At 70.5% G+C, this 22542-nt stretch carries 18 protein-coding genes; 10 read left to right on the forward strand and 8 right to left on the reverse strand.

Annotated elements, in window-relative coordinates; all coding sequences use genetic code 11:
• Window positions 1–55: 55 nt before the first annotated feature.
• Window positions 56–1669, forward strand: coding sequence for an MGH1-like glycoside hydrolase domain-containing protein (locus STSP_RS34930; RefSeq protein WP_408646400.1), 1614 nt, complete (start codon window positions 56–58; stop codon window positions 1667–1669).
• On the forward strand, window positions 1666–3654 hold the full coding sequence (locus tag STSP_RS34935) for an amylo-alpha-1,6-glucosidase (RefSeq protein ID WP_067285084.1): 1989 nt from the start codon (window positions 1666–1668) through the stop codon (window positions 3652–3654). Before STSP_RS34930 ends, STSP_RS34935 begins: the two co-directional genes overlap by 4 nt.
• A gap of 228 nt (window positions 3655–3882) precedes the next feature.
• Here STSP_RS34935 and dusB read toward each other — a convergent pair whose 3' ends face one another.
• Window positions 3883–5016, reverse strand: a complete 1134-nt coding sequence (gene dusB / locus STSP_RS34940) for a tRNA dihydrouridine synthase DusB (protein WP_107441492.1) — start codon at window positions 5014–5016, stop codon at window positions 3883–3885.
• Between the two features lie 143 nt (window positions 5017–5159).
• Between dusB and STSP_RS34945 the strand changes: the two genes are divergently transcribed.
• Window positions 5160–6617 carry an MFS transporter gene (locus STSP_RS34945; protein ID WP_067285087.1) on the forward strand — a complete coding sequence of 486 codons (1458 nt, stop codon included), beginning with the start codon at window positions 5160–5162 and terminating at the stop codon, window positions 6615–6617.
• 132 nt (window positions 6618–6749) lie between these two features.
• Here STSP_RS34945 and STSP_RS34950 read toward each other — a convergent pair whose 3' ends face one another.
• The 4 genes from STSP_RS34950 to STSP_RS34965 form a co-directional block, all read right to left on the reverse strand.
• Window positions 6750–7781, reverse strand: a complete 1032-nt coding sequence (locus STSP_RS34950; protein WP_067285089.1) for a LacI family DNA-binding transcriptional regulator — start codon at window positions 7779–7781, stop codon at window positions 6750–6752.
• Window positions 7782–7856: 75 nt separating this feature from the next.
• Entirely contained in the window at window positions 7857–8693 is an 837-nt protein-coding gene (locus STSP_RS34955; protein WP_067285090.1) for an ATP-binding cassette domain-containing protein, read from the reverse strand.
• The gene (locus STSP_RS34960; protein ID WP_067285092.1) at window positions 8690–9703 is read right to left on the reverse strand and encodes an ABC transporter permease; all 1014 of its coding nucleotides are present in this window, start codon (window positions 9701–9703) and stop codon (window positions 8690–8692) included. Before STSP_RS34960 ends, STSP_RS34955 begins: the two co-directional genes overlap by 4 nt.
• Window positions 9704–9849: 146 nt before the next feature.
• The gene (locus tag STSP_RS34965; RefSeq protein ID WP_067285094.1) at window positions 9850–10872 is read right to left on the reverse strand and encodes a sugar ABC transporter substrate-binding protein; all 1023 of its coding nucleotides are present in this window, start codon (window positions 10870–10872) and stop codon (window positions 9850–9852) included.
• 222 nt (window positions 10873–11094) lie between these two features.
• Here STSP_RS34965 and STSP_RS34970 point away from each other — a divergent pair, with 222 nt between their 5' ends.
• The 3 genes from STSP_RS34970 to STSP_RS34980 all read left to right on the forward strand — a co-directional run bounded on the left by STSP_RS34970 (window position 11095) and on the right by STSP_RS34980 (window position 15173).
• Window positions 11095–12057 carry a carbohydrate kinase family protein gene (locus tag STSP_RS34970; RefSeq protein ID WP_067285096.1) on the forward strand — a complete coding sequence of 321 codons (963 nt, stop codon included), beginning with the start codon at window positions 11095–11097 and terminating at the stop codon, window positions 12055–12057.
• A 224-nt stretch (window positions 12058–12281) separates the two neighbouring features.
• Window positions 12282–14843, forward strand: a complete 2562-nt coding sequence (locus tag STSP_RS34975; RefSeq protein ID WP_067285098.1) for a glycoside hydrolase family 32 protein — start codon at window positions 12282–12284, stop codon at window positions 14841–14843.
• Between the two features lie 36 nt (window positions 14844–14879).
• The gene (locus STSP_RS34980) at window positions 14880–15173 is read left to right on the forward strand and encodes a putative quinol monooxygenase (protein ID WP_067285099.1); all 294 of its coding nucleotides are present in this window, start codon (window positions 14880–14882) and stop codon (window positions 15171–15173) included.
• A gap of 36 nt (window positions 15174–15209) precedes the next feature.
• On the opposite strand, the gene STSP_RS34985 is transcribed toward STSP_RS34980, so the two are convergent.
• A complete protein-coding gene (locus STSP_RS34985; RefSeq protein ID WP_232789921.1) occupies window positions 15210–16229 on the reverse strand; it encodes a helix-turn-helix transcriptional regulator in 1020 nt (339 codons plus the stop codon).
• Window positions 16230–16339: 110 nt separating this feature from the next.
• Between STSP_RS34985 and STSP_RS34990 the strand changes: the two genes are divergently transcribed.
• Entirely contained in the window at window positions 16340–17779 is a 1440-nt protein-coding gene (locus STSP_RS34990; RefSeq protein ID WP_067285101.1) for an MFS transporter, read from the forward strand.
• Window positions 17780–17785: 6 nt separating this feature from the next.
• On the opposite strand, the gene STSP_RS34995 is transcribed toward STSP_RS34990, so the two are convergent.
• Both STSP_RS34995 and STSP_RS35000 read right to left on the reverse strand, forming a co-directional pair.
• Entirely contained in the window at window positions 17786–17998 is a 213-nt protein-coding gene (locus STSP_RS34995; RefSeq protein ID WP_067285103.1) for a hypothetical protein, read from the reverse strand.
• Window positions 17999–18144: 146 nt separating this feature from the next.
• Window positions 18145–19527, reverse strand: a complete 1383-nt coding sequence (locus STSP_RS35000; RefSeq protein WP_067285105.1) for a glycine--tRNA ligase — start codon at window positions 19525–19527, stop codon at window positions 18145–18147.
• A 182-nt stretch (window positions 19528–19709) separates the two neighbouring features.
• Here STSP_RS35000 and STSP_RS35005 point away from each other — a divergent pair, with 182 nt between their 5' ends.
• From STSP_RS35005 to STSP_RS35015, 3 genes are read left to right on the forward strand one after another with little or no spacing between them, the layout of a single operon-like run.
• Window positions 19710–20732: a metal ABC transporter substrate-binding protein gene (locus STSP_RS35005; protein WP_067285107.1), complete on the forward strand. Its 1023-nt coding sequence runs from the start codon at window positions 19710–19712 to the stop codon at window positions 20730–20732.
• Window positions 20733–20781: 49 nt separating this feature from the next.
• Window positions 20782–21570, forward strand: coding sequence for a metal ABC transporter ATP-binding protein (locus STSP_RS35010; protein ID WP_067285109.1), 789 nt, complete (start codon window positions 20782–20784; stop codon window positions 21568–21570).
• A gap of 8 nt (window positions 21571–21578) precedes the next feature.
• Entirely contained in the window at window positions 21579–22541 is a 963-nt protein-coding gene (locus STSP_RS35015) for a metal ABC transporter permease (RefSeq protein ID WP_067285111.1), read from the forward strand.
• The last annotated feature ends 1 nt before the right edge of the window (window position 22542 follow it).

Raw genomic sequence — 22542 nt, forward strand, 5'->3', positions numbered from 1 at the left:
ACCCTACGGTACCCATTGCCGAACTGGTCGGCCGTACGTCTTCGGGGAGACCTGCGTGGATCGCACAACCCAGCTCACCGCCCGTCGCAGCGGGCACGCCGGCACCGTGTGCACCGCCGCCTCACCCCCTCCGCCCGGCCGTGGTGAGAGCGCGCATAGCGGAGCGATTGCCTTCAATCCCGCGGACTCCGCGGAGTCGTTGCACTTCAGCGCCGCCCGCGTCCTGGGGGCCAACTGGACCGGCACGTCCACGGTGCCCTCGCGCGGTCTGTATCCGCACCAGTGGTCGTGGGACTCGGCGTTCATCGCCATCGGACTGCGCCATCTGTCGCCGTTGCGCGCACAGGTGGAGCTGGAGACTCTCCTGAACGCGCAGTGGGGTGACGGCCGCATCCCGCACATCGTCTTCAATCCCGCCATCGCCCTGGACGCCTACTTCCCCAGCCCGGACTTCTGGCGCTCCTCCACCGCGGGCAGCGCGGCCGGCGCGCCGCGCACCGTACAGACGTCCGGCATAGTCCAGCCACCGGCGCACGCCCTGGCCGCCTGGCTGGTGCACCGTGCCGACCCGGAGCTCTCCCGCGCCCGCTCGTTCCTTCCGCGGGTCTATCCGCGGCTCGCCGCCTGGCACCGCTATCTGCTGCACCGCCGGGACCTGGGCGGCCACGGCCTCGCGGCGGTCGTCCACCCCTGGGAGCAGGGCATGGACAACAGCCCCGCCTGGGACGCGCCCCTCGCGCGCGTGGAGCCCGCCTCCGCCCGCACCTTCCGGCGCGCCGACCTCGACCACGGCGCCGCGGAGGACCGGCCCACCGACCTGGACTACGGGCGGTACGTGCGGCTGGCGGCCGACTACCGCGACGGGCGGTACGCCGACGGGGCCGGGGAGTTCGCGGTCGAGGACCCGGCGTTCAACGCCCTGCTGATCGCCTCCGAGCACGCCCTGGCGCGGATCGCGGGCGAGCTGGGAGCGGCCGGTACCGCGCGGCACGCGCGCGCGGAGCGGCTGACGCACACCCTCGTGCAGCGGCTGTGGGACCCGGCCGAGGGGCTCTTCTTCTGCCGCGACCTGCGCGACCCCGCCGCTCGCGGCCGGGGCTCCCTCGTCCCGGCGCGCAGCGTCGCGGGCCTGCTGCCGCTGATCCTGCCGATGCTCCCCCGGTCCGTCGCCAGGGCACTCGTGGACACCGCCCGCGGGCCGCACTTCGAGCTCGGCGGCAGCGCACGCCTGGTGCCCAGCTACGACCTGAAGGGCCCGGCCTTCGATCCGCACCGGTACTGGCGCGGCCCGGCCTGGTTCAACACCAACTGGCTCCTCGAGCGGGGCCTGCGCCTGCACGGCGAGCGCCCGCTCGCGGACGGCCTGCGCTCGGCGCTGCTGAGGACGGCGGCCACATCGGACTTCGCTGAGTACGTCGACCCGTACACGGGCGAGGGGTGCGGCGCGCGCGGCTTCAGCTGGACGGCCGCGCTCACCCTCGATCTGCTGCACGGCGACGCGCGCGCCAGGAGGTTCCAGCGCGACGGGCTCGGTCAGTCCGATGGGCTCGGTCAGTACGACGAGGTCCACCAGCACGACGGGTTCGACGCGTACCACGGCTTCGGCAAGCACGACGGCTTCGAAAAGCACGACGGCTTCGACAAGGACAAGGGAGGGGACCGGCGATGACGGACCGGCATCATCTGCTCGTGCACGGCGGGACGTTCGCGGCCGTGGGCCACGGCGGCGACATCAGCGGGGTGCGCGGCAGCACCTCGCCCGACGGGCTGTTCGTGCGCGACGCCCGGCATCTCAGCCGGTGGCAGCTGACGGTCGACGGGGCCGTACCGGACGTCCTCACACCGGTCGCGGACGGGCCGAACGGGCTGCCCGGACCGGACGGCGGGGGCGCATCGGACGGGGCGGCGGCGGGCACGGCCCGCTGCGTGCTCGTGCCGCGCGGCGGCCGTCAGGAGCCGCCCGCGTACACGCTCTTCCGTGAGCAGGCCGTCGCGGACGGCTCGTTCGTGGAGGCGCTGCGCATCGCCTCCAACCGGCCCGTCCCGGCGACGGTCCGCATCGGGCTCACGGTCGACGCCGACTTCACCGACCAGTTCGAGCTGCGCTCCGACCACCGTACGTACGCGAAGACGGGCGCCGTCCGCAGTCGGCGGGTCCTGGAGGACGGCGTCGAGTTCAGCTACCGGCGCGGGGAGTGGCGGTCCTGTACCACCGTCACGGCCGAGCCCGAGCCGGACGGCGTCGAGGAGACCGGGACAGGCGCCCGGCGCCTCGTCTGGACGCTGGAGCTGGAGCCGGGCGCCACGGCCGAGCTGATCCTGCGCGTCGCGGCCCGCCCGCACGGCACCGACGAGCCGCAGGTGCCGCACTCCCCGTCCGCCGCCGCCTCCCGCCTGGCCGACATCGAGCGGGAGTTCACCGACGGCATCGCCCTCCCCGACGGCTGGCCGGAGCTGGCCGCGGCCTGCGCCCGGGGCCTGTCCGACCTGGCCGTCCTGCAGGTCCCGGCCACCGGGCCCGACGGCGAGGAGCTGCGCGTACCGGCGGCGGGCGTTCCGTGGTTCCTCACCCTGCTCGGCCGCGACGCGCTGCTGACCTCGCTCTTCGCGCTCCCCTACCGTCCGCAGCTGGCGGCCGCCACGCTCCCCGCGCTGGCCGCGGTGCAGGCCCCGGAGGCGTCCGCGGGTACGGTCGCCCAGCCCGGCAAGATCGTCCACGAGGTGCGCCACGGCGAGCTGGCGCACTTCGGCCAGGTGCCGTACGGCCGGTACTACGGCTCGGTCGACGCGACCCCGCTGTTCCTGGTGCTCCTCGGCGCCTATGTCGAGCAGACGGGCGACGCGGCCCTGGCCCGCCGCCTCGAGCCGCACGCGCGCGCGGCGGTCGGCTGGATGCTGGACCACGGCGGCCTCACCTCACGCGGCTACCTCGTCTACCGCGCGGACGAAGGCGGCCTCGCCAACCAGAACTGGAAGGACTCGCCGGGCGCCATCTGCTCGGCGGACGGCAGCCGCGCCACAGGCCCGGTGATGGCCGCGGGCGCCCAGGGCTACGCGTACGACGCCCTGCGCCGCACCGCCCAGCTCTCCCGCACCGTCTGGGGCGACGAGGTGTACGCCGACCTGCTGGAACAGGCGGCCGCCGACCTGCGCGACCGCTTCCAGCGGGAATTCTGGATGGCCGAGCACGACTTCCCGGCGCTCGCCCTGGACGGCGACGGCCGGCACGTCGACGCGCTCGCCTCGGACGCGGGCCATCTGCTGTGGTCGGGCCTGCTCGACAAGGAGTACGGCGAACTGGTCGGCCGCCGTCTCCTGGAGCCCGACTTCTTCTCCGGCTGGGGCGTTCGCACGGTCGCCACGGGACAGCCCGCGTACCACCCGCTGTCCTACCACCGGGGCTCGGTCTGGCCGCACGACAACGCCCTGATCGCCCTGGGCCTTGCCCGGTACGGGCTGCACGACGAGGCGCGGGCGGTGGCCCACGCCCTGGTCGACGCGGCAACGGCCGACGGCCACCGCCTCCCGGAGGTCCTCGCCGGCTACGACCGCTCGACGCACCCGTCGCCGGTTCCGTACCCGCACGCGTGCGTACGGGAGTCCCGCTCGGCGGCAGCGCCGTTGGCTCTGCTCACGGCGGTTGGGGGCGCGTAGGTTCTGCTCCGCCGCCTGTGGGCATGCGTTCCGCCTGGGGCGGAACGGGTGGGCACAGGCGGAACCCCGACGCGCCGGGCTGCGCACCGTACCCCCGGCCAGCCCCGACGGTGGGTTGCCCGGGGGTGGAACAGCGCGCCCTGCGCAGAGGGCTCCGCTGTGCCCACCCGTTCCGCCCCAGCGGAACGACTGCCCACAGCGGTGGCGCCGCGGGGCGACGGCCGCGCGTCAGCCCCCGGACGTGTCCAGCTCCGCCTCCTCGCCCACCCCAGCGCAGTCATAGGGGTCGGCCAACCACCCGTCCGGCAGCGCCACCCGGTTCTTCCCGGACGTCCGCCCGCGGGGCCCATCGGCCCCCGCGGGCCACTCCTGCTCGAGATCGAGCTCGGAGAGCCCCGCCTCGAGATCGGCGAGCGAAGCGGCGACCGCGAGCCGCTTCCGCATCTCGGAGCCGACCGAGAAGCCCTTCAGATACCAGGCCACGTGCTTGCGGAAGTCGATGACGCCCCGCGCCTCGTCGTTCAGCCACTCGCCGAGCAGCGTCGCGTGCCGCACCATGACGGCCGCAACCTCGCGAAGGGTCGGCCGGGCCAGGTCGTCCCGCCCCTCGAAGGCGGCGACGAGATCCCCGAACAACCACGGCCGCCCCAGGCACCCGCGCCCGACGACCACCCCATCACACCCGGTCTCGCGCATCATCCGCAGCGCGTCGTCCGCGGACCAGATGTCGCCGTTGCCGAGGACGGGGATCTCCGGCACGTGCTCCTTCAGCCGCGCGATGGAGTCCCAGTCGGCGGTGCCGCCGTAGTGCTGGGCGGTGGTCCGCCCGTGCAGGGCGATCGCGGTCACGCCCTCCTCGACGGCGATGCGCCCGGCGTCGAGGTAGGTGATGTGGTCGTCGTCGATGCCCTTGCGCATCTTCATCGTCACGGGCAGATCACCGGCCCCGCCGACCGCCTCGCGCAGGATCGCGCGCAGCAGGTTCCGCTTGTACGGCAGGGCCGAGCCGCCGCCCTTGCGGGTCACCTTGGGCACCGGGCAGCCGAAGTTGAGATCGATGTGGTCGGCGAGGTCCTCTTCGACGATCATGCGGACGGCCTTGCCGACGGTCGCCGGGTCCACGCCGTACAGCTGGATCGACCGCGGCGTCTCGCTCGCGTCGAAGTGGATCAGCTGCATCGTCTTCTCGTTGCGCTCGACCAGCGCCCGCGTCGTGATCATCTCGCTGACGAACAGCCCCTTGCCCCCGCTGAACTCACGGCAGAGCGTGCGGAACGGCGCATTCGTGATACCCGCCATGGGAGCGAGCACGACGGGCGGCTGGACCGTGTGCGGACCGATCGAGAGCGTGGAGGCTGCCATGACGGACGGAGCGGACGGAGCGGACTGTGCGGTGGACGGCGTGGGCGCGGTGGACGGCGTGGACATTCCCTCATTGTCGCCCAGACGTCCGGCGTCGGCCGAAAGCCTTTAGTTAGGCGTACTACAGGAGTACCGTGTGCGTCATGCCCGAGCTCAGCCACCGCCGTCAGATGCTCGTCCTGACCATCTGCTGCCTGAGCCTGCTGATGGTCAGCCTCGACAACACCGTCCTGAACGTCGCCCTGCCGTCCCTGCAGAGAGACCTCGACGCGAGCGTCGCGGGGCTGCAGTGGACCATCGACGCGTACACGCTGGTGCTGGCCTCGCTCCTGATGCTCGCGGGCTCGACCGCCGACCGCATCGGCCGCCGCCGGGTCTTCCAGGCCGGGCTTGTCGTCTTCACCGTCGGCTCGGCGCTCTGCTCGCTCGCGCCCAGCCTCGAGCTGCTCGTGGTCTTCCGGATGGTGCAGGCCGTCGGCGGTTCGATGCTCAACCCGGTCGCCATGTCGATCATCACGAACACCTTCACCGACCCGCGCGAGCGCGCCCGCGCCATCGGCGTCTGGGGCGGTGTCGTCGGCATATCGATGGCGGCGGGACCGCTGATCGGCGGGCTGCTCGTGGAGTCGGTCGGCTGGCGCTCGATCTTCTGGATGAACGTGCCGATCGGCGTCGCGGCACTGCTACTCACGGGGCGCTACGTCCCCGAGTCCCGCGCACCGAAGCCCCGCCGCCCCGACCCCGTCGGGCAGCTGCTGGTGATCGCACTGCTCGGCTGCCTCACGTACGCGATCATCGAGGCGCCCGCCGAGGGGCTCGCCTCACCGCTCATCCTGACCTGCGCCGCGGTCGCACTCTGCGCGCTCGTCGGGCTGCTCTGTTACGAGCCGCGGCGCGCCGAACCGCTCATCGACCTGCGGTTCTTCCGCAGCGCTCCGTTCAGCGGGGCGGTCGGGGTCGCGGTGAGCGCGTTCGCCGCGCTCGGCGGCTTCCTGTTCCTGTCGACGCTCTACCTCCAGAACGTACGCGGCCTCGACGCCCTCCACGCCGGCCTGTGGATGCTGCCCATGGCCGCGATGTGCTTCGTGTGCGCCCCGCTGTCCGGGCGGCTGGTCGGCAGCCGGGGGCCGCGGCTCTCGCTGCTGGTCGCGGGCGTGACGATGACGGCGAGCGGCGTTCTCTTCGCGGCCTTCGAAGCGGAGACGGCGAACACCACGCTCGTGATCGGTTATGTCCTGTTCGGCGTCGGATTCGGCTTCGTGAACGCGCCGATCACCAACACCGCGGTCGCCGGGATGCCGCGCGCCCAGGCCGGCGTCGCCGCCGCGGTGGCGTCCACCAGCCGGCAGATCGGCGCGACGCTCGGCGTCGCGGTGATCGGCGCGGTCCTCGCGTCGGGCGTGAGCAGCTCCGCGTACCGCGACAGCTTCGTCGCCGCCGCCAGTCCCGCCTGGTGGATCATCACGGCCTGCGGCCTGGCCGTCCTCGCCCTGGGCGCCCTGACGAGCGGCACATGGGCTCGCCGTACGGCCCGGCGCACGGCGGAACGCCTGGAGACGGCGGAGATTCAGCAGACGGCCGGGGTGCCAGGCCGCGCATAACGCGTACTTCAGGGTTCGCCGCTCGCCGAGTCGGCAACGAAGAAGGCGGCGAACACCGGGAACACGCCGTCTTGCCGCCTCCGCCTTTCGGGCAAGGACCGTACTCGGCGGCATCGCAGCACGCCTCCCTGGTCATGCCTCCTGCAGCACCGGAGCGGGCCGTTCCCCCGACCCGCGGACGATCAGTCGGGTGGGGACGGTGATGGTTCGGGCGCGGGAGCGGTCGCCGTCGACGCGGGCCAGGGCGGTGGCGGCTGCCGATCTGCCGATTTCCTCGGGATCCTGGGCGACGACGGTCAGGGCCGGTTCGAGTGCCTCGGCGAGTTCCACGTCGTCGAAGGCGACGACGGCGACATCCTTTCGGTCACTGTGGGCGAGTTCGGTGATGATGCCCAGCGCGACGATGTTGTTGCCGGCGAACAAGGCGGTGGGCGGATCCGCCAGGCCCAGGAGCTGGGAGGTTGCGGCGGCGGCCCCGTGCTGGTCGTGGGCATCGGTGACCAGGGAGCGGTCGTACGGGATGTCGGCTTCCTGCAGGGCCGCGCGGTATCCGGCCAGGCGCTCGCGGCGTGTGTAGAGCTTGGTGGGGAGGTCGCCGACGAAGCCGATGCGCCGGTGGCCGTGGGTGATCAAGTGGGCGACGCCGTCCTGGGCGCCCGCACGGTTGGAGCTGACGACGCTGTCCGTGGACAGGCCCACTCCCGGACGGTCGAGGAAGACGACGGGCAGGCCCGCGGTGCGGTGGGTCTTGAGGTGGGAGTGGTCGGCGCCGACGGAGGGCACGACCATGAGGATGCTGACGCGGCGGGCGAGGAACTTGTCCGTCAGGGCGCGTTCGCGGTCGGGGTCGTCTGCGGAGGAGCCCAGGAGCAGGGTCAGTCCGCGTTCGCGGACCGTGTCCTCGATGCTCCTGGCCACGGCGCCGAAGAAGGGGTTGCCGAGGTCGGGGATGACCAGCCCGATGGTGGTGTCGGGTCCGCCGACGCGGATGTTGCGGGCCATGAGGTTCGGCTGGAAGCCGAGCTTGGCCACGGCGGCGAGCACCTGTTCCCTGGTCTGGGCCGAGGCGGGCCCGTCCTCGTTGAGGACGCGGGAGACGGTCTTGGCGCTGACGCCCACTTCTCGGGCGACGTCGGCCAGGGTGGGGCGGCGGTTCGCAGCCATGGAGGAACGGTCTCCTGTGCTCGTCGGGTCCGGCCGCGGCCTCGGCCGGATTCCGTCGAGTGCCGAGTGATGTGGTCAGGTGGCCTGGAGTCCCGCGGCCTTCGCCGCCTCGGAATCCGCTACGACAGTATCTCCGGCCGCGTCCACGGTGAGTGCGCCGGTCATGATGGCGACGACCTCCGCCATGGAGTAGTCCGAGGGCTTGATCACGGCAGCACGCCGGCCCAGCCGGTGGACGTGGATCCGGTCGGCGATCTCGAAGACGTGGGGCATGTTGTGGCTGATCAGGACGACCGGCATGCCCTTGTCCCGGACGCGGCGGATGAGGTCCAGGACCTGGCCGGACTCCTTGACGCCGAGCGCGGCGGTGGGTTCGTCCATGACGACGACGCTGCGGGCCCAGGCGACGGAACGGGCGACCGCGACGGCCTGCCGCTGTCCGCCGGAGAGGGTCTCGACCGACTGTGTCAGCGAGCGCAGGCCGATCTTCAGATCGGCCATGTGCTCGGCGGCCTCCTGGCGCATGCGCTTCTTGTCGAGCATGCGGAAGGCGCTGCCGAGGATGCCGGGGCGGCGCAGTTCGCGGCCGAGGAACATATTCGACGCGATGTCCATGGAGGCGGCCACGGCGAGGTCCTGGTAGACCGTCTCGATGCCGTGGGCGCGCGCACTTTGCGGCCCGGAGAACTGGATCGGCTCGCCGTTGAGCCGGATCTCGCCCGCGTCGGGGACCACCGCACCCGTAAGTGCCTTGATCAGGCTGGTCTTTCCGGCACCGTTGTCACCGATGACGGCGAGTACCTCGCCGGGCAGCAGGTCGAAGTCGGCGCCGTCGATGGCGGTGACGTGGCCGTAGCGCTTGACGAGACCGCGGGCCTGCAGGACGGGGGTGGGGGAGGATGTGGTGGTCATCGGGCCTTCTTCCGGGAGATCTGGTCGACGGTCACCGCGAGGATCACCAGGACTCCGGTGATCAGCGTCTGGTAGATGGAGGCGACGCCCATCAGTTGCAGGCCGTTGCGGAAGACGCCGACGATGAGGACGCCGATGAAGGTGCCCAGCACCGAGCCGCGTCCGCCGAAGAGGCTGGTGCCGCCGAGGACCACGGCGGTGATGCTGTCGAGGTTGTCGGTCTGTCCGGCCTGGGGGTCGCCGACTCCGGTGCGGGAGATGAGCAGCAGGGCTGCGATGCCGTACAGCAGGCCCGCCACGGTGTAGACACCGATGGTCAGGCGAGAGGTGCGGATGCCGTTCAGGCGCGCGGCTTCCTGGCTGTTGCCCAGCGCGTAGACGTGCCGGCCCCAACCGGTGCTGCTCAGCGCGTAGGCGAGGAGGAGGAACAGGGCGATGGTGACCAGCGAGCCGTAGGTGATGTCGGTATTGCCGAGCGGGAAGGTCTGCCCGAGAGCCGTCAGCGGGCCGGGCAGGTTGGTGACCGTCTGCTCCTCGGAGTAGATGTGGGTCAGTGCGAACGCCACGTTGAGCATGCCGAGGGTGACGATGAACGGCGGCAGCGGGATCTTCTGCACCAGCAGTCCGTTGAGCAGGCCGAAGCCGCCGCAGACGGCTATGCCCAGCGCGATGGCGACGAGCGGGGGCAGTGAGCCCTCGGCGGCCATCTTGGCGATCATGATGCTGCCGAACGCCATCACGGCACCGCACGACAGGTCGATGCCCGCGGTGAGGATGATCAGGGTCTGACCGATGGCGAGGGTGCCGACGACCATGACCTGCTGCACGATCAGCGAGAAGTTGCCGCCCGTGAAGAACTGGTCGGTCGAGAAGGAGAAGAAGACGCAGGCCAGGAGGAGGGCGACCAGCGGGCCGGTGGTCGGTGCCGTGAGCAGTCTGCGGGCCGTGGTCGGCGCTTTCAGCTCGGCGTACGGCGAGGACGTGCTCGGGGGCGTGGACGTGGCGGTCATGCGAAGTCCTTGTCGGGAGACAGAAGTCCTGGTCAGTCCTTGCCGGAGGACAAGGGGAGAAGGAGGCGGCCGTCCCTGGTCGGGGAGGAGGGGCCGGCCGCCCCGCCGAGGGGGTGTCGAACGGTGGGTCGGGGGCCGCGGGCGGCTCAGCCCCAGCAGTTCTCCAGGCCGTAGGCGGTGTCCTTGGACGTGACCCCGTCCTGCGCCTTGTCGGTGATCAGGGTGACGCCGGTGTCGGTGTAACCGGACGCCTTCTTGCCGTCCTTGGCGTACGTCACGACGGCTTTGACGCCCTCGGCGGCCATCTTCAGCGGGTACTGCTGCGAAGTCGCCGCGATCTTGCCGTCCTTGACCGCCTGGGTGCCGGTGCAGCCACCGTCGACGGAGACGATCAGCACGTCCTTCTCCCGGCCCTTGGCCTTCAGTGCGGTGTACGCGCCCAGGGCGGCCGGCTCGTTGATCGTGTAGACGACGTTGATGCCGGGTTCCTTCTGGAGGCAGTTCTCCATGGCGGTCTGGCCCTTGGCCTGGTCGCCTCCGGTGTCCTGGGAGCAGACGACCGAGGGGTCCTTGTCGTCGATGCCGAAGCCCTTGAGGAAGCCGTTGTGCCGCTGGACGCCGACGGAGACGCCCGGCGCGAGGTCGAGGGTGGCTATCTTCGCGGTCTTGCCCTTCATGGCGGCCTTGGCGTACTCGCCGATCAGCTCGCCGGCCTTGAGATTGTCGGTGGCGAAGAGTGCGTCGACGGCGCTCTCAGGCTCGGTCGGGGTGTCCAGGGCGATGACCAGGACGCCCTTGGCCTTGGCCTTCTCGATCGCGGGCACGATCGCCTTGGAGTCGCTGGGGGTGATCAGGATGCCCTTCACCCCGGCGGCGACCATGTTCTCGATGGCGGTGACCTGACCGGCGTTGTCCCCGTCGAACTTGCCCGCGGCGGTCATCAGTTGGACGCCGTCCGCCTTGGCGGCCTTCTCCGCACCTTCCTTCATCTTCACGAAGAACGGGTTGGTGTCGGTCTTGGTGATCAGACCGACCTTGACGCTGCCCGAACCGGAGCCGGCGGTGTCCGTTCCGGAGCCGGATCCGCAGGCCGTCAGGGTGAGGGCAGCCAGGCCGGTGCACGCGGCGGCTCTGAGGAGGGCTGAGGGCAGACGAGGGGTGCGAGACATGAAGGACTCCTGCGGGATCGCGGGCGGTGCGGCGGCATCGGAGCATGCCGTCCCGAGGTGTCATCGTTGACATATGTCATCGTTGACACTGCTTGCCGAGGATGATGGACTCCGCCTCCCGGCAACGTCAATGCCTTGCACCCGACACAAGTCCGTAACGGCCGCGGCGGATGCCCGGTCCGTGTCCGCCTTCGCCCGTGCGTTCACAGAGAAGAGCAGCCCATGAGCCCGCGCCAGATCACCGTCCTGGGGGAGTGCGTCGCGGATGCGTTCACCGAACCCGCAAGCACCTCGAACGAACTCGCCCTGCGGGTCCTGCCTGGTGGCGGACCTGCGAATACAGCCGTCGCCCTGGCCCGCCTCGGCACCCCGGCCCGCTTCCTCGCGCGACTGTCCGGCGACGTGTTCGGTCGCCTGTTCCGGGCCCACCTGGAGGCGTCCGGGGTGGACCTGTCGAGCGCCGTCGCGGCCGCGGAGCCCAGCACACTGGCCGTGGCGGAGCTGGACGCCGAGGGGCAGGCCGCCTTCTCCTTCCATGCGCAGAACACGGCCGACTGGCAGTGGACAGCCGAGGAGCTGGCGCGGGTGGACCTGTCCGAGACCGCCTGCGTGCACACCGGGTCCCTGGCCCTGGTCCGGGAACCCGGCGCGGCGGTGGTGGAGGATTTCCTGGCGGCGGCGGCCCCTCGGGCGACCATCAGCATCGACCCCAACGTCCGGCCACTGCTGGTGGATCCCGAGGTCTACCGCGCCCGGCTGGCGCACTGGTGCGACCTTGCCGATGTGCTCCGGCTGAGCGAGGACGACCTGGAACTCCTGCTGCCGGGCACGCCGCCCGACCAGGCGTGCGACATCTGGCACGCGGCCGGGGCCCGGTTGGTCGTGATCACGCGCGGTGCCGACGGCGCCCTGGCCTCACTCGACGGCGAACGGCTACAAGTGCCCGCGGTGGCGGCACAGGTCGTCGACACGGTGGGGGCAGGGGACTCCTTCACCGCCGGGCTGCTGCACCACCTCGGGTCCCGCGGCCTCCTCGGCGGCCGACTGACGGAACTCCGCCTCGACGATGTCGCCGAAGCCGGCCGGTTCGCCACTCAGGTTGCAGCCCTGACCTGCTCGGTTGCCGGTCCCAACCCGCCGTGGCAAAGCGAGTTGGCGCGGCTCGCCACAGCCGGGCGCGGATAAACGGGCAGCCGAGCCGCGCCGGGGAATCAGGACCGCACCGTTGACGCGATAGCCGGATTACCCCCATCATCGGGCCCACTTGATGTCATCGATGACACAAGTCAACGATGACACCTCCTTGCCAAGGCGCCGCGGACGACGGCGCCGGGCAAGGAGTCACTTTTCCGTCCGTCCGTGCCGGCAGCAGGCTCCGCAGCGTGGACGGCCGCAGCACAGGAGACCCCATGAGCTCTGGACGTGTATCCCCTCATGCCCGCACGCGGCTGATCGCGGCGGTGGCGACCGTGTGCGCCCTGTCGGGGGCCTCGCTCGCCCCCCAAGCCGTCGCTGCCGACACCCCGCCGTACTCCGAGACCTACCGGCCCCAGTTCCACTTCACCCCGGAGAAGAACTGGATGAACGACCCCAACGGCCTCGTGTACTACAAGGGCGAGTATCACCTCTTCTACCAGTACAACCCGAACGGCAACTCCTGGGGTGACATGTCCTGGGGGCACGCGGTGAGCAAGGACCTCGTGCACTGGGAGGAGTTGCCGCTCGCCCTGTCGCACGACGACAAGGAGATGGTGTTCTCCGGCAGCGCGGTCGTCGACTGGAACAACACCACCGGGTTCGGCACCAAGAACAACCCGCCCATGGTGGCGATCTACACCAGCGCCTACAAGAACGGCGGCACGCAGGCCCAGTCGCTCGCCTACAGCACCGACCGCGGCCGCACCTGGACCAAGTACCAGGGCAATCCCGTCATCGACATCGGCTCCAGAGAGTTCCGTGACCCGAAGGTCCAGTGGTACGAGCCGACCAAGAGCTGGCTGATGACCGTGTCGCTGTCCACCGAGCACAAGGTGCGGTTCTACTCATCGAAGAACCTCAAGGACTGGGACCTGCTCAGCGAGTTCGGGCCGGCCGGTGCGACGGGCGGCGTGTGGGAGTGCCCGGACCTGTTCCCCCTCGCGGTCGACGGGGACGAGAACAACATCAAGTGGGTCCTGGTCGTCAACATCAACCCCGGTGGTATCGCGGGCGGTTCGGCCGCCCAGTACTTCATCGGCGACTTCGACGGCAAGAGGTTCACCGCCGAGGACAAGGGCACCTACACCCCGCCCACCGGCACGGTGGTGCAGGACTTCGAGGGCACCGACTTCGGTACGTGGACGCCGGCCGGCACCGCGTTCGGCGACGGACCGGCGGCCGGGGCACTGGCCGGGCAGGGGACCGTCGAGGGCTTCGACGGCAAGGGCCTCGCCAACAGCTTCCACAGCGGTGACGGCGCCACCGGCATCCTCACCTCACCCGAATTCACCGTGGACAGCCCCTACTTGAACTTCAAGGTCGGCGGCGGACGGCACCCGCACGAGGCCGGTACCGTCATGGAGCAGGGGCCTCCACCCGAGGGTACGCTCCTCGCCGACTTCGAAGGCGGCAGCTACGGCGACTGGACGAAGACCGGAGACGCCTTCGGCTCGGCACCGGCCACCGGCACCCTCCCCAACCAGCAAGAAGTCTCCGGATTCCTGGGCAGCGGCCTCGTCAACACCTACCTGAACGGCGATTCGACGACCGGCACCCTCACCTCGCCCGCATTCACCATCGACAAGAAGCACATCAACTTCCTCATCGGCGGCGGCTACCACCCCGCGGGCTCCGCCAACCCCACCGCCCTCGAACTCCTCGTCGACGGCCAGGTCGTGCGCAGCACCACCGGAAAGGACGCCGAGGCGCTCAACTGGGCTTCGTGGGACGTCGGCGACCTCGCCGGCAAGAAGGCGCAGATCAGGATCGTCGATGACAACACCGGCGGCTGGGGCCACCTCAACGTCGACCACATCATGCTGTCCGACACCGAGGCCCAGCCCGTCTCCCAGGAGACGTCCGTCAACCTGATCGTCGACGGCGAGGTCGTCCGGAGCGCCACCGGCTCCAACAGCGAGACTCTGGACTGGGCCTCCTTCGACCTGCGTCCCTACGCCGGCAAGAAGGCACGTATCCAGATCGTCGACATGAACACCGCCGGCTGGGGCCACATCCTGGCCGACCAGTTCACCGCCGCCGACACCCCGGCCAAGTCCGTGGTGCAGCGCGCCGACTGGGCCGACTACGGCAAGGACTACTACGCGGCGGTGTCCTGGGAGAACGCACCGGGCGGCAAGCGGTACATGATCGGCTGGATGAACAACTGGGACTACAGCGGCGCCATCCCCACCTCCCCCTGGCGCGGCGCCCAGAGCGCCCCCCGGGAGATGGCCCTGCGCACCATCAACGGCCAGATCCGGCTGACCAGCAAGCCGGTGAGCAGCCTGGAGTCCCTACGGCAAGGGCACCCGGCGTCGGCGGCCGGCGTCACCGTCAAGAGCACCACAAAGCCCCTGATCGGCCCCGCGGCCAAGGGCAAGGCACTCGACATCGAGGCCACCTTCTCCCTCAAGGACGCCGAACGCTTCGGCCTCAAGGTGCGCACCGGCGCCGACGGCGAGGAGACCGCCATCGGCTACGACACCACGACACAGGAGCTGTACGTCGACCGCACCCGCTCCGGCGCCGTGGACTTCAACAGCTCCTTCCCCGGCGTCCAGCGAGCACCACTGCAGGCCAAGAACGGCAAGGTGAAACTGCGGATCCTCGTCGACTGGTCGTCCGTCGAGGTCTTCGGCGGCAGTGGCGAAGCGGTCATCACCGACCAGATCTTCCCCGACCCCGGCAGCCAGGGGGTGCAGGTCTTCGCCGAGAACGGCTCGGTGAAGCTGGACCGGGCCAGCGTCTGGCACCTCGACTCCTACCGCGACTGATCCTCACATCACGCCGACCACGGAGGACACCACACCGTGAACAAGACCCTGCTCGCCGAGTTCACCGCACGCGAGGGCGCGGAGGACGAGGTCGCCCGCCTGATCCTGGAGTACGCCAAGAAGGTGCGCGAGGAAGACGGCAACCTCGCCTTCGACGTCTACACCAAGGCGTCGAGCCCGCGCGCCTACTGGATCTTCGAGGTGTACCGGGACGAGGACGCCTTCCAGGCCCACCTGAAGGCCCCGTACGGCGGCCCGTTCAACACCGCACTCGCCCCGCTGATCGAGGAGGACGCCTCGGTGCTGACCTTCCTGGACCCGGTGGCCTGACCGCGGCCGGCCCGCGTCGCGGGCCGGCCATCGGTTTCACCCAACGGCGAGCGCCAAAGCGTGCAGCTTCTCCAGCCGCTCCCGCGACTCGGCGTCCGTCGGGGCGTACGTCACGAGGCGCGGGCCGTGCGCCGGGCCCAGCCAGAGGTCGGTGTGGTCCAGGGTGAGCAGCCCGACGTCGGCGTTGCGGAACTGCTTGGTCTTGCTCTGCGCGCCCAGCACCTCGTGCCGCTCCCACGCCTCGCGGAATTCCGGCGACTCCGACTCCAGCCGCTTGAGCAGCATCTTCCAGGCGGGCTCGGCGAGATGGCCGGCCATCGCGGCCCGGAACTTGGCGGCCATCAGCCGCATCGTCTCGTCGAGCATCACGATCGACGACCGCCACTCCTCGTTGGTGAACGCGAGGATCATGCCATTGCGGTCCTCGGGCGGGATCGCGTCGAGGTTGCACAGCAGCCGCCCGTACGTGCGGTTGTACGCGAGGATGTCGTACCGGCTGTTCTGGATGCAGGCCGGCAGGGGCTCCAGCTGCGCCAGCACCTGCCGCAGCGCCGGAGTGATCGACGGGCAGGGCGTGCCCGGCGCGGGGTCGGCGGCGCCGGCCAGCTTGAAGAGGTGGGCGCGCTCGCTGGGATCCAGCAGCAGGGTGCGGGCCAGCGCGTCGAGGACCTGGACGGATACCTGGATGTCCCGGGCCTGTTCGAGCCAGGTGTACCAGGTGACGCCGACAGCGGAGAGCTGCGCGACCTCCTCGCGGCGAAGGCCCGGGGTGCGCCGGCGGCGTCCGCGCGCCAGGCCGACCTGCTCGGGCGTGATGCGCTCACGGCGGCTGCGCAGGAACGCGGCGAGCTCGTGCCGCCGCACCTCGGCCGCTCCCTCAGCGACCTCTACGGACTCCACGAACTCCGTGGACGCGACGACCTCCGTGGACGCCGCGCTCTCCGTGGACGCCGCGCTCTCCCTGGCGGTCGCGGTCTCCCTGGCGGTCGCGGTCTCCGTGGCCGCCACCACGGACTCCCGCTCCCTGGCCTGCGGCCTCATCGTCTGTGGCGTCATGGTGGTCATGCCTCCAGCCTGCCGAACCGCCAAGCCTGTTTCCAGGTACTCCTTCTACCAGGATAAAGAGACTCTGGTACCAGTCTGAGTTCCGGACCAGTCTGGCGTACGTGAGCGAATCCGGAACCACAACCCTGGCAAGCGCAGTCCGCACCCCGACCGCCGCCCCACCCGGGCTCGGCGGCCTGGGGCTCTTCACCGTGCTGCTCGGCGCGGCACTCCCCCTCATCGACTTCTTCATCGTCAACGTCGCCCTGCCGACGATCGGCCACGACCTGGCCGCGAGCGAGTCGGTCCTGGAGCTGGTCGTCGCCGCATACGGCGTCTCGTACGCCGTGCTGCTCGTCCTCGGCGGCCGGCTCGGCGACATGTTCGGCCGGCGCAGGCTCTTCATCGGTGGCATGGCCGCCTTCGGGCTCACCTCGCTGGCGTGCGGTCTCGCGCCGGACGCCTGGACGCTCGTGCTCGCGCGGGCGGCACAGGGTGCCTCGGCCGCGCTGATGCTGCCGCAGGTGCTGGCCACGATCCAGGCGGCGACGTCCGGGCAGCGGCGCGCACGGGCGATGAGCCTGTACGGCGCCACCGCGGGCCTGTCCATGATCGCCGGGCAGATCCTCGGCGGCGTCCTGGTCTCGGCCGACATCGCCGGTACGGGCTGGCGCTCCGTCTTCCTCGTGAACGTACCGGTCGTACTGGCGGGACTTTCGCTCGCCGCACGCGCCGTGCCCGAGACCCGCTCCGAGCGCCCGGAACCGATCGACGGACCGGGCACCGCCCTGCTCGCCGTCTCCCTGCTGACGCTGCTCGCGCCGCTGACCGAGGGGCGCGCGGCCGGGTGGCCGCTGTGGACCTGGGTGGCGCTGGCCGTGTTCCCGTTCGCGGCCTTCGCCTTCTACCGGGTGGAGCGCGGCGCGGAGCGCAAGGGGCGTACGCCGCTGGTGCCGCCGAGCCTGTTCGGGCTGGTGTCGCTGCGGCGAGGCCTGGTGATGATCGTCCCGTTCTCGATCGGGTTCAGCGGCTTCATGTTCGTGATCGCGGTGTCGCTGCAGGAGGGTGCGCGGGTCGGGCCGGTGGCGGCAGGACTCGCGCTCACCCCGATGGCGCTCGTCTTCTTCCTGACATCGCTGGCGGGACCGCGGCTCGTCGCCCGGTACGGGACACGGGTGGTGACCGCGGGCGGGCTGATCCAGGCGGTCGGCATCGCGCTGATCGTGCTCGCGGCCTGGCGGAGCTGGCCGCACCTGGGCTTCGTGGAGCTCCTGCCGGGCGCGGCGGTGGCGGGCATGGGGCAGGCGCTGCAGCTTCCGGTCCTCTTCCGGATCATCCTCTCCGAGGTCCCGGCGGCGCGCGCGGGCGTGGGCAGCGGCGTCATGATCACCACCCAGCAGTCGGCCCTGGCCCTGGGCGTCGCGACGCTCGGCACGCTCTTCGTCTCGCTGGTGCCGGCCATGGGCATGCGGGATGCGTTGGTGGTGACGCTGCTGGTGCAGCTGGCTGGCGTGGCCTTGACGACGGGACTGAGTCTGCGGCTGCCGCGCACGATCGGGTGAGGGCGGTCAGGAGTCCCTCTCCGAGGGGTCCACGGTCGCCTGGTGCTCCTCCGCGAGATGCTCCTGCGCCTTGAGCCAGGGCAGGAACTGCGCGCCCTTGCTCCAGCCGCAGGTGTCGCAGACCAGCGAACGCTGGACGCCCGCCCGCCGCACACGGACGGTGTGCTCACGCCCGTGCTGGTCCCATCTGCTGACCTTGCTCGTGGTTATCGCCACCATCGTGCCTCCCGGCCCCGGCTACGGTCGCGCCCAGTGTGCACGAACCACAAGACCAGCAGGAGTACTTCCGGTATTGAATGACCGGGAACACGACGGTGCCGGGCCCCTCAAAGGGACCCGGCACCGTTACAAGCACCGTGCAGCGGTCAGCAACCGATGAGCCGAGCCGCCAGATACCCCTCGATCTGGTCGAGAGAAACCCGCTCCTGCTTCATCGAGTCACGCTCACGCACCGTCACCGCATTGTCGTCGAGCGTGTCGAAGTCGACGGTCACACAGAACGGCGTACCGATCTCGTCCTGCCGCCGGTAACGGCGCCCGATGGCACCGGCGTCGTCGAACTCGATGTTCCAGTGCTGGCGCAGCGTCTGCGCCAGCCCCTTCGCCTTCGGGGACAGCTCGGGGTTCCGCGACAGCGGAAGCACCGCGACCTTCACCGGGGCGATGCGGTGGTCGAAGCGCATGACCGTGCGCTTCTCCATCTTGCCCTTGGCGTTGGGCGCCTCGTCCTCGGTGTAGGCGTCCAGCATGAAGGCGAGCATGGTGCGGCCGACACCGGCCGCGGGCTCGATGACGTACGGCGTGTAGCGCTCGCCGGCCTCCTGGTCGAAGTACGACAGGTCCTGGCCGGAGGCCTTCGAGTGCGCGGACAGGTCGTAGTCGGTGCGGTTGGCGACGCCCTCGAGCTCGCCCCACTCGCTGCCGCCGAACTGGAAGCGGTACTCGATGTCAGCGGTGCGCTTGGAGTAGTGGGAGAGCTTCTCCTTCGGGTGCTCGTACCACCGCATGTTCTCCTCGCGGAGACCCAGGCCGGTGTACCAGTTCCAGCGCTGCTCCATCCAGTACTCGTGCCACTTCTCGTCCTCGCCCGGCTTGACGAAGAACTCCATCTCCATCTGCTCGAACTCGCGGGTGCGGAAGATGAAGTTGCCCGGCGTGATCTCGTTGCGGAACGACTTGCCCATCTGGGCGATGCCGAACGGCGGCTTGCGGCGCGAGGTCTGCTGGACGGCCGCGAAGTTGGTGAAGATGCCCTGTGCGGTCTCGGGGCGCAGGTAGGCGATGGAGCCGCTGTCCTGCGTCGGGCCGAGGTGCGTGGACAGCAGACCCGAGAACTGCTTGGGCTCGGTGAACTGGCCCTTGTTACCGCAGAACGGGCAGTTGATGTCCGCGAGGCCGTTCTCGGGCATCCTGCCGTGCTTGGCCTCGTACGCCTCCTCCAGGTGGTCCGCGCGGAACCGCTTGTGACAGGAGGTGCACTCGGTGAGCGGGTCGGTGAACGTGGCGACGTGCCCGGAGGCCTGCCAGACCTCGCTCGCCAGGATCACAGACGAGTCGATACCGACGACGTCCTCGCGCGAGGTGACCATGTAGCGCCACCACTGGCGCTTGATGTTCTCCTTCAGCTCGACGCCCAGCGGCCCGTAGTCCCAGGCGGCACGCTGACCGCCGTAGATCTCACTGCAGGGGTACACGAAGCCACGGCGCTTGCTGAGGCTGACGATGGTGTCGATCTTGTCGGCGGCCACGGTGCTCTCTTCATTACGACGACGACGAAGCGCTTGCCCGGAGCAAGGGCTCTGAGCATCACTTCAGGAGCGAATGCTTCAGGTTACCGGCGCTCGCACCCCCCGGATCAAATCGGTTCCCGCATGGAGGTTCACCAGGCATTTATTGACAATCGTTTCCAGATTTGTTGAAAATGAGTGTCATGAACGTACGCCGCAACCTGGCCCCCTCCCGACCCGGTTCCCGAATACGCACCGGCATCGCTGTCGCCGCCGTCACCGCACTCGGCCTCGGTGCGCTCTCGGCCTGCTCCACCTCCAACGCCGCGGACGGCGACAGCAGCGGGAAGCTCGACGTCGTGGCGTCGTTCTACCCCATGGAGTTCCTCGCCGAGGAGATCGGCGGGGACCACGTGAACGTCACCACCCTCACCGAGCCCGGCCAGGAGCCCCACGACCTGGAGATCAGCGCCAAGCAGACCGCGCAGCTCCAGGAGGCCGACGCCGTCCTCTACCTCAAGGGCCTCCAGCCCGCCGTCGACGACGCGGTGCAGCAGTCCGAGGTCAAGACCAAGATCGACGCCGCCACGCTGACCAGCCTCGAGGAGCACGGCGAGGAGGTCGGCGGCCACGCCGAGGAGCACGACGAGCACGCCGAGGAAGGGCACTCCGAGGAGGAGGGCCACGACCACGAGGCCGAGGGCGGCAAGGACCCGCACATCTGGCTCGACCCCGTGAAGTACGCCGAGGTCGCCGAGGGCGTCGGTAAGGCCTTCGAGAAGGCCGACCCGGACAACGCCGCGGAATACGAGAAGAACACCGCCGCGTTGGTCAAGAAGCTCGACGACCTGAACACGCAGTTCAAGGACGGTCTGGCGAACACCGACTCCAAGGTCTTCATCACCACCCACGCCGCCTTCGGCTACCTCGCCGAGCGCTACGGCCTCATCGAGGAGGCCATCACCGGTCTCGACCCGGAGACCGAGCCCAGCGCGGCGCGCGTCAAGGAGCTCCAGGAGATGGCCAAGGCCGACGGGGTCACCACCGTCTTCTACGAGACACTGGTCAGCGACAAGACGGCGAAGACGCTCGCGAACGACGCGAATCTGAAGACCGATGTGCTCGACCCGGTCGAGGGCATCACCGAGAAGTCCAAGGGCGACGACTACTTCGGGGTGATGGAGTCCAACCTCCAGGCACTGCAGAAGGCACTCGGAGCCAAGTGACGCGGACAACCCCTCCGCACCGCCGGAGCAGCACGGAAAGGCGCAAGCCATGAAGGCCACCCGGGCCGACAACCCCGCCGACCCCGTCATATCCCTGCGGGCAGTGACGGCGGAGCTCGGCGCGCGCCCCGTGCTGCGGGGCATCGACCTCACCGTGCACCGCGGTGAGGTCGTCGCCCTGCTCGGCGCCAACGGCTCCGGCAAGTCGACGGCGGTCCGGACGGTCATCGGCCAGGTGCCCGTCACCGGTGGTGAGATCGAGCTCTTCGGCACCCCGCGCCGCCGCTTCCGCGACTGGGCGCGCGTCGGCTACGTGCCGCAGCGCACCACGGCCGCGGGCGGCGTGCCCGCCACCGTGACCGAGGTGGTCTCCTCCGGGCGCCTCTCACGCGCCCGCTTCGGGGTGCTGCGCAAGGCCGACCGGGAGGCCGTGCACCGGGCCCTGGAGCACGTCGGCATGGCGGACCGCGCCAAGGACTCCGTCAACGCGCTCTCCGGCGGCCAGCACCAGCGCGTACTGATCGCGCGGGCTCTCGCCTCCGATCCGGAACTGCTGATCATGGACGAGCCGATGGCCGGTGTCGACCTGGCCAGCCAGGAGGTGCTCGCGACGACCCTGCGCGAGCAGGTCGCAGCCGGCGCCTCCGTCCTGCTCGTCCTGCACGAGCTCGGGCCGCTGGAGCCGCTCATCGACCGGGCCGTGGTGCTCCGCGACGGCTGCGTCGTCCACGACGGGCCGCCCCCGGCCGCCGTCGGCCAGCACGCGCTGCCCGGCCACGACCACGTCCACCCGCACACCGCCGACGTAGGGCCGGTCCGTACCGGCCTGCTGAGTTAGGACCGGCGATGGAGATCCTGAACTACGCCTTCATGCAGCGGGCCCTGCTCGCCGCCGTCCTCGTCGGCATCACCGCGCCCGCCGTGGGCATCTACCTCGTCCAGCGCCGCCAGGCCCTGATGGGCGACGGCATCGGCCACGTCGCGATGACCGGCGTCGGCCTCGGCTTCCTGCTGTCGACGTCCCCGGTGTGGATGGCGACGGCGGTCGCCGTGCTCGGCTCGGTGATCATGGAGCTGATCCGCTGGTACGGCAGGACGCGCGGCGACATCGCCCTGGCCATGCTTTTCTACGGCGGTATGGCGGGCGGTGTGATGCTGATCAACCTCGCGCCGGGCGGCTCCAACGCGAACCTCAGCTCGTACCTGTTCGGTTCGCTGTCGACGGTGTCGGAGCAGGACGTGCTGGCCATCTGCGTGCTCGCTGCCTTCGTCGTGCTCGTCACGCTGGGCCTGAGGCGGCAGCTGTTCGCGGTCAGCCAGGACGAGGAGTTCGCGCGCGTGACCGGGCTGCCGGTGCGCGCCCTGAACCTGCTCACCGCCATCACGGCGGCGGTCACGGTGACCGTCGCCATGCGGGTCGTGGGCCTGCTCCTGGTCAGCGCGCTGATGGTGGTGCCCGTGGCGGCCGCCCAGCAGCTCAGCCGGAGCTTCGCCGCGACCTTCGGCATCGCGGTGACGATCGGCGTCGGCGTCACGCTCGGCGGCACGGTCACGTCGTACTACCAGGACGTACCGCCCGGCGCGACCATCGTGCTGCTGACCATCGCCGTGTTCATCGCCCTGACCGCGCTGGCCACGCCGCTCGCCCGGCGCAGGGCACGGGCCGCCGCGGCCGCTGCCGGGGCCGAGGCGGGAGCGACGGGCTGCCAGCTTCCGGAATCCGGGACCGGGGCCGGAGCAGGGGCAGGCGTGGCTCCGCAGGCGGCTTCGGAGAAGGTGCCGCCGGGCCGCGCCCCGGCGCCGAGGTGAG

Source organism: Streptomyces jeddahensis, from assembly GCF_001642995.1.
In the GTDB taxonomy this organism is placed as follows: Bacteria; Actinomycetota; Actinomycetes; order Streptomycetales; family Streptomycetaceae; genus Streptomyces; species Streptomyces jeddahensis.

Bases quoted from the DNA above. Each gene is read 5' to 3' on its own strand.
- STSP_RS34935 (WP_067285084.1), top strand. From the start codon at position 1,666: ATGACGGACCGGCATCATCTGCTCGTGCACGGCGGGACGTTCGCGGCC.
- dusB (WP_107441492.1), bottom strand. From the start codon at position 5,016: ATGGCAGCCTCCACGCTCTCGATCGGTCCGCACACGGTCCAGCCGCCC.
- STSP_RS34945 (WP_067285087.1), top strand. From the start codon at position 5,160: ATGCCCGAGCTCAGCCACCGCCGTCAGATGCTCGTCCTGACCATCTGC.
- STSP_RS34950 (WP_067285089.1), bottom strand. From the start codon at position 7,781: ATGGCTGCGAACCGCCGCCCCACCCTGGCCGACGTCGCCCGAGAAGTG.
- STSP_RS34955 (WP_067285090.1), bottom strand. From the start codon at position 8,693: ATGACCACCACATCCTCCCCCACCCCCGTCCTGCAGGCCCGCGGTCTC.
- STSP_RS34960 (WP_067285092.1), bottom strand. From the start codon at position 9,703: ATGACCGCCACGTCCACGCCCCCGAGCACGTCCTCGCCGTACGCCGAG.
- STSP_RS34965 (WP_067285094.1), bottom strand. From the start codon at position 10,872: ATGTCTCGCACCCCTCGTCTGCCCTCAGCCCTCCTCAGAGCCGCCGCG.
- STSP_RS34970 (WP_067285096.1), top strand. From the start codon at position 11,095: ATGAGCCCGCGCCAGATCACCGTCCTGGGGGAGTGCGTCGCGGATGCG.
- STSP_RS34975 (WP_067285098.1), top strand. From the start codon at position 12,282: ATGAGCTCTGGACGTGTATCCCCTCATGCCCGCACGCGGCTGATCGCG.
- STSP_RS34985 (WP_232789921.1), bottom strand. From the start codon at position 16,229: ATGACGCCACAGACGATGAGGCCGCAGGCCAGGGAGCGGGAGTCCGTG.
- STSP_RS34995 (WP_067285103.1), bottom strand. From the start codon at position 17,998: ATGGTGGCGATAACCACGAGCAAGGTCAGCAGATGGGACCAGCACGGG.
- STSP_RS35005 (WP_067285107.1), top strand. From the start codon at position 19,710: ATGAACGTACGCCGCAACCTGGCCCCCTCCCGACCCGGTTCCCGAATA.
- STSP_RS35010 (WP_067285109.1), top strand. From the start codon at position 20,782: ATGAAGGCCACCCGGGCCGACAACCCCGCCGACCCCGTCATATCCCTG.
- STSP_RS35015 (WP_067285111.1), top strand. From the start codon at position 21,579: ATGGAGATCCTGAACTACGCCTTCATGCAGCGGGCCCTGCTCGCCGCC.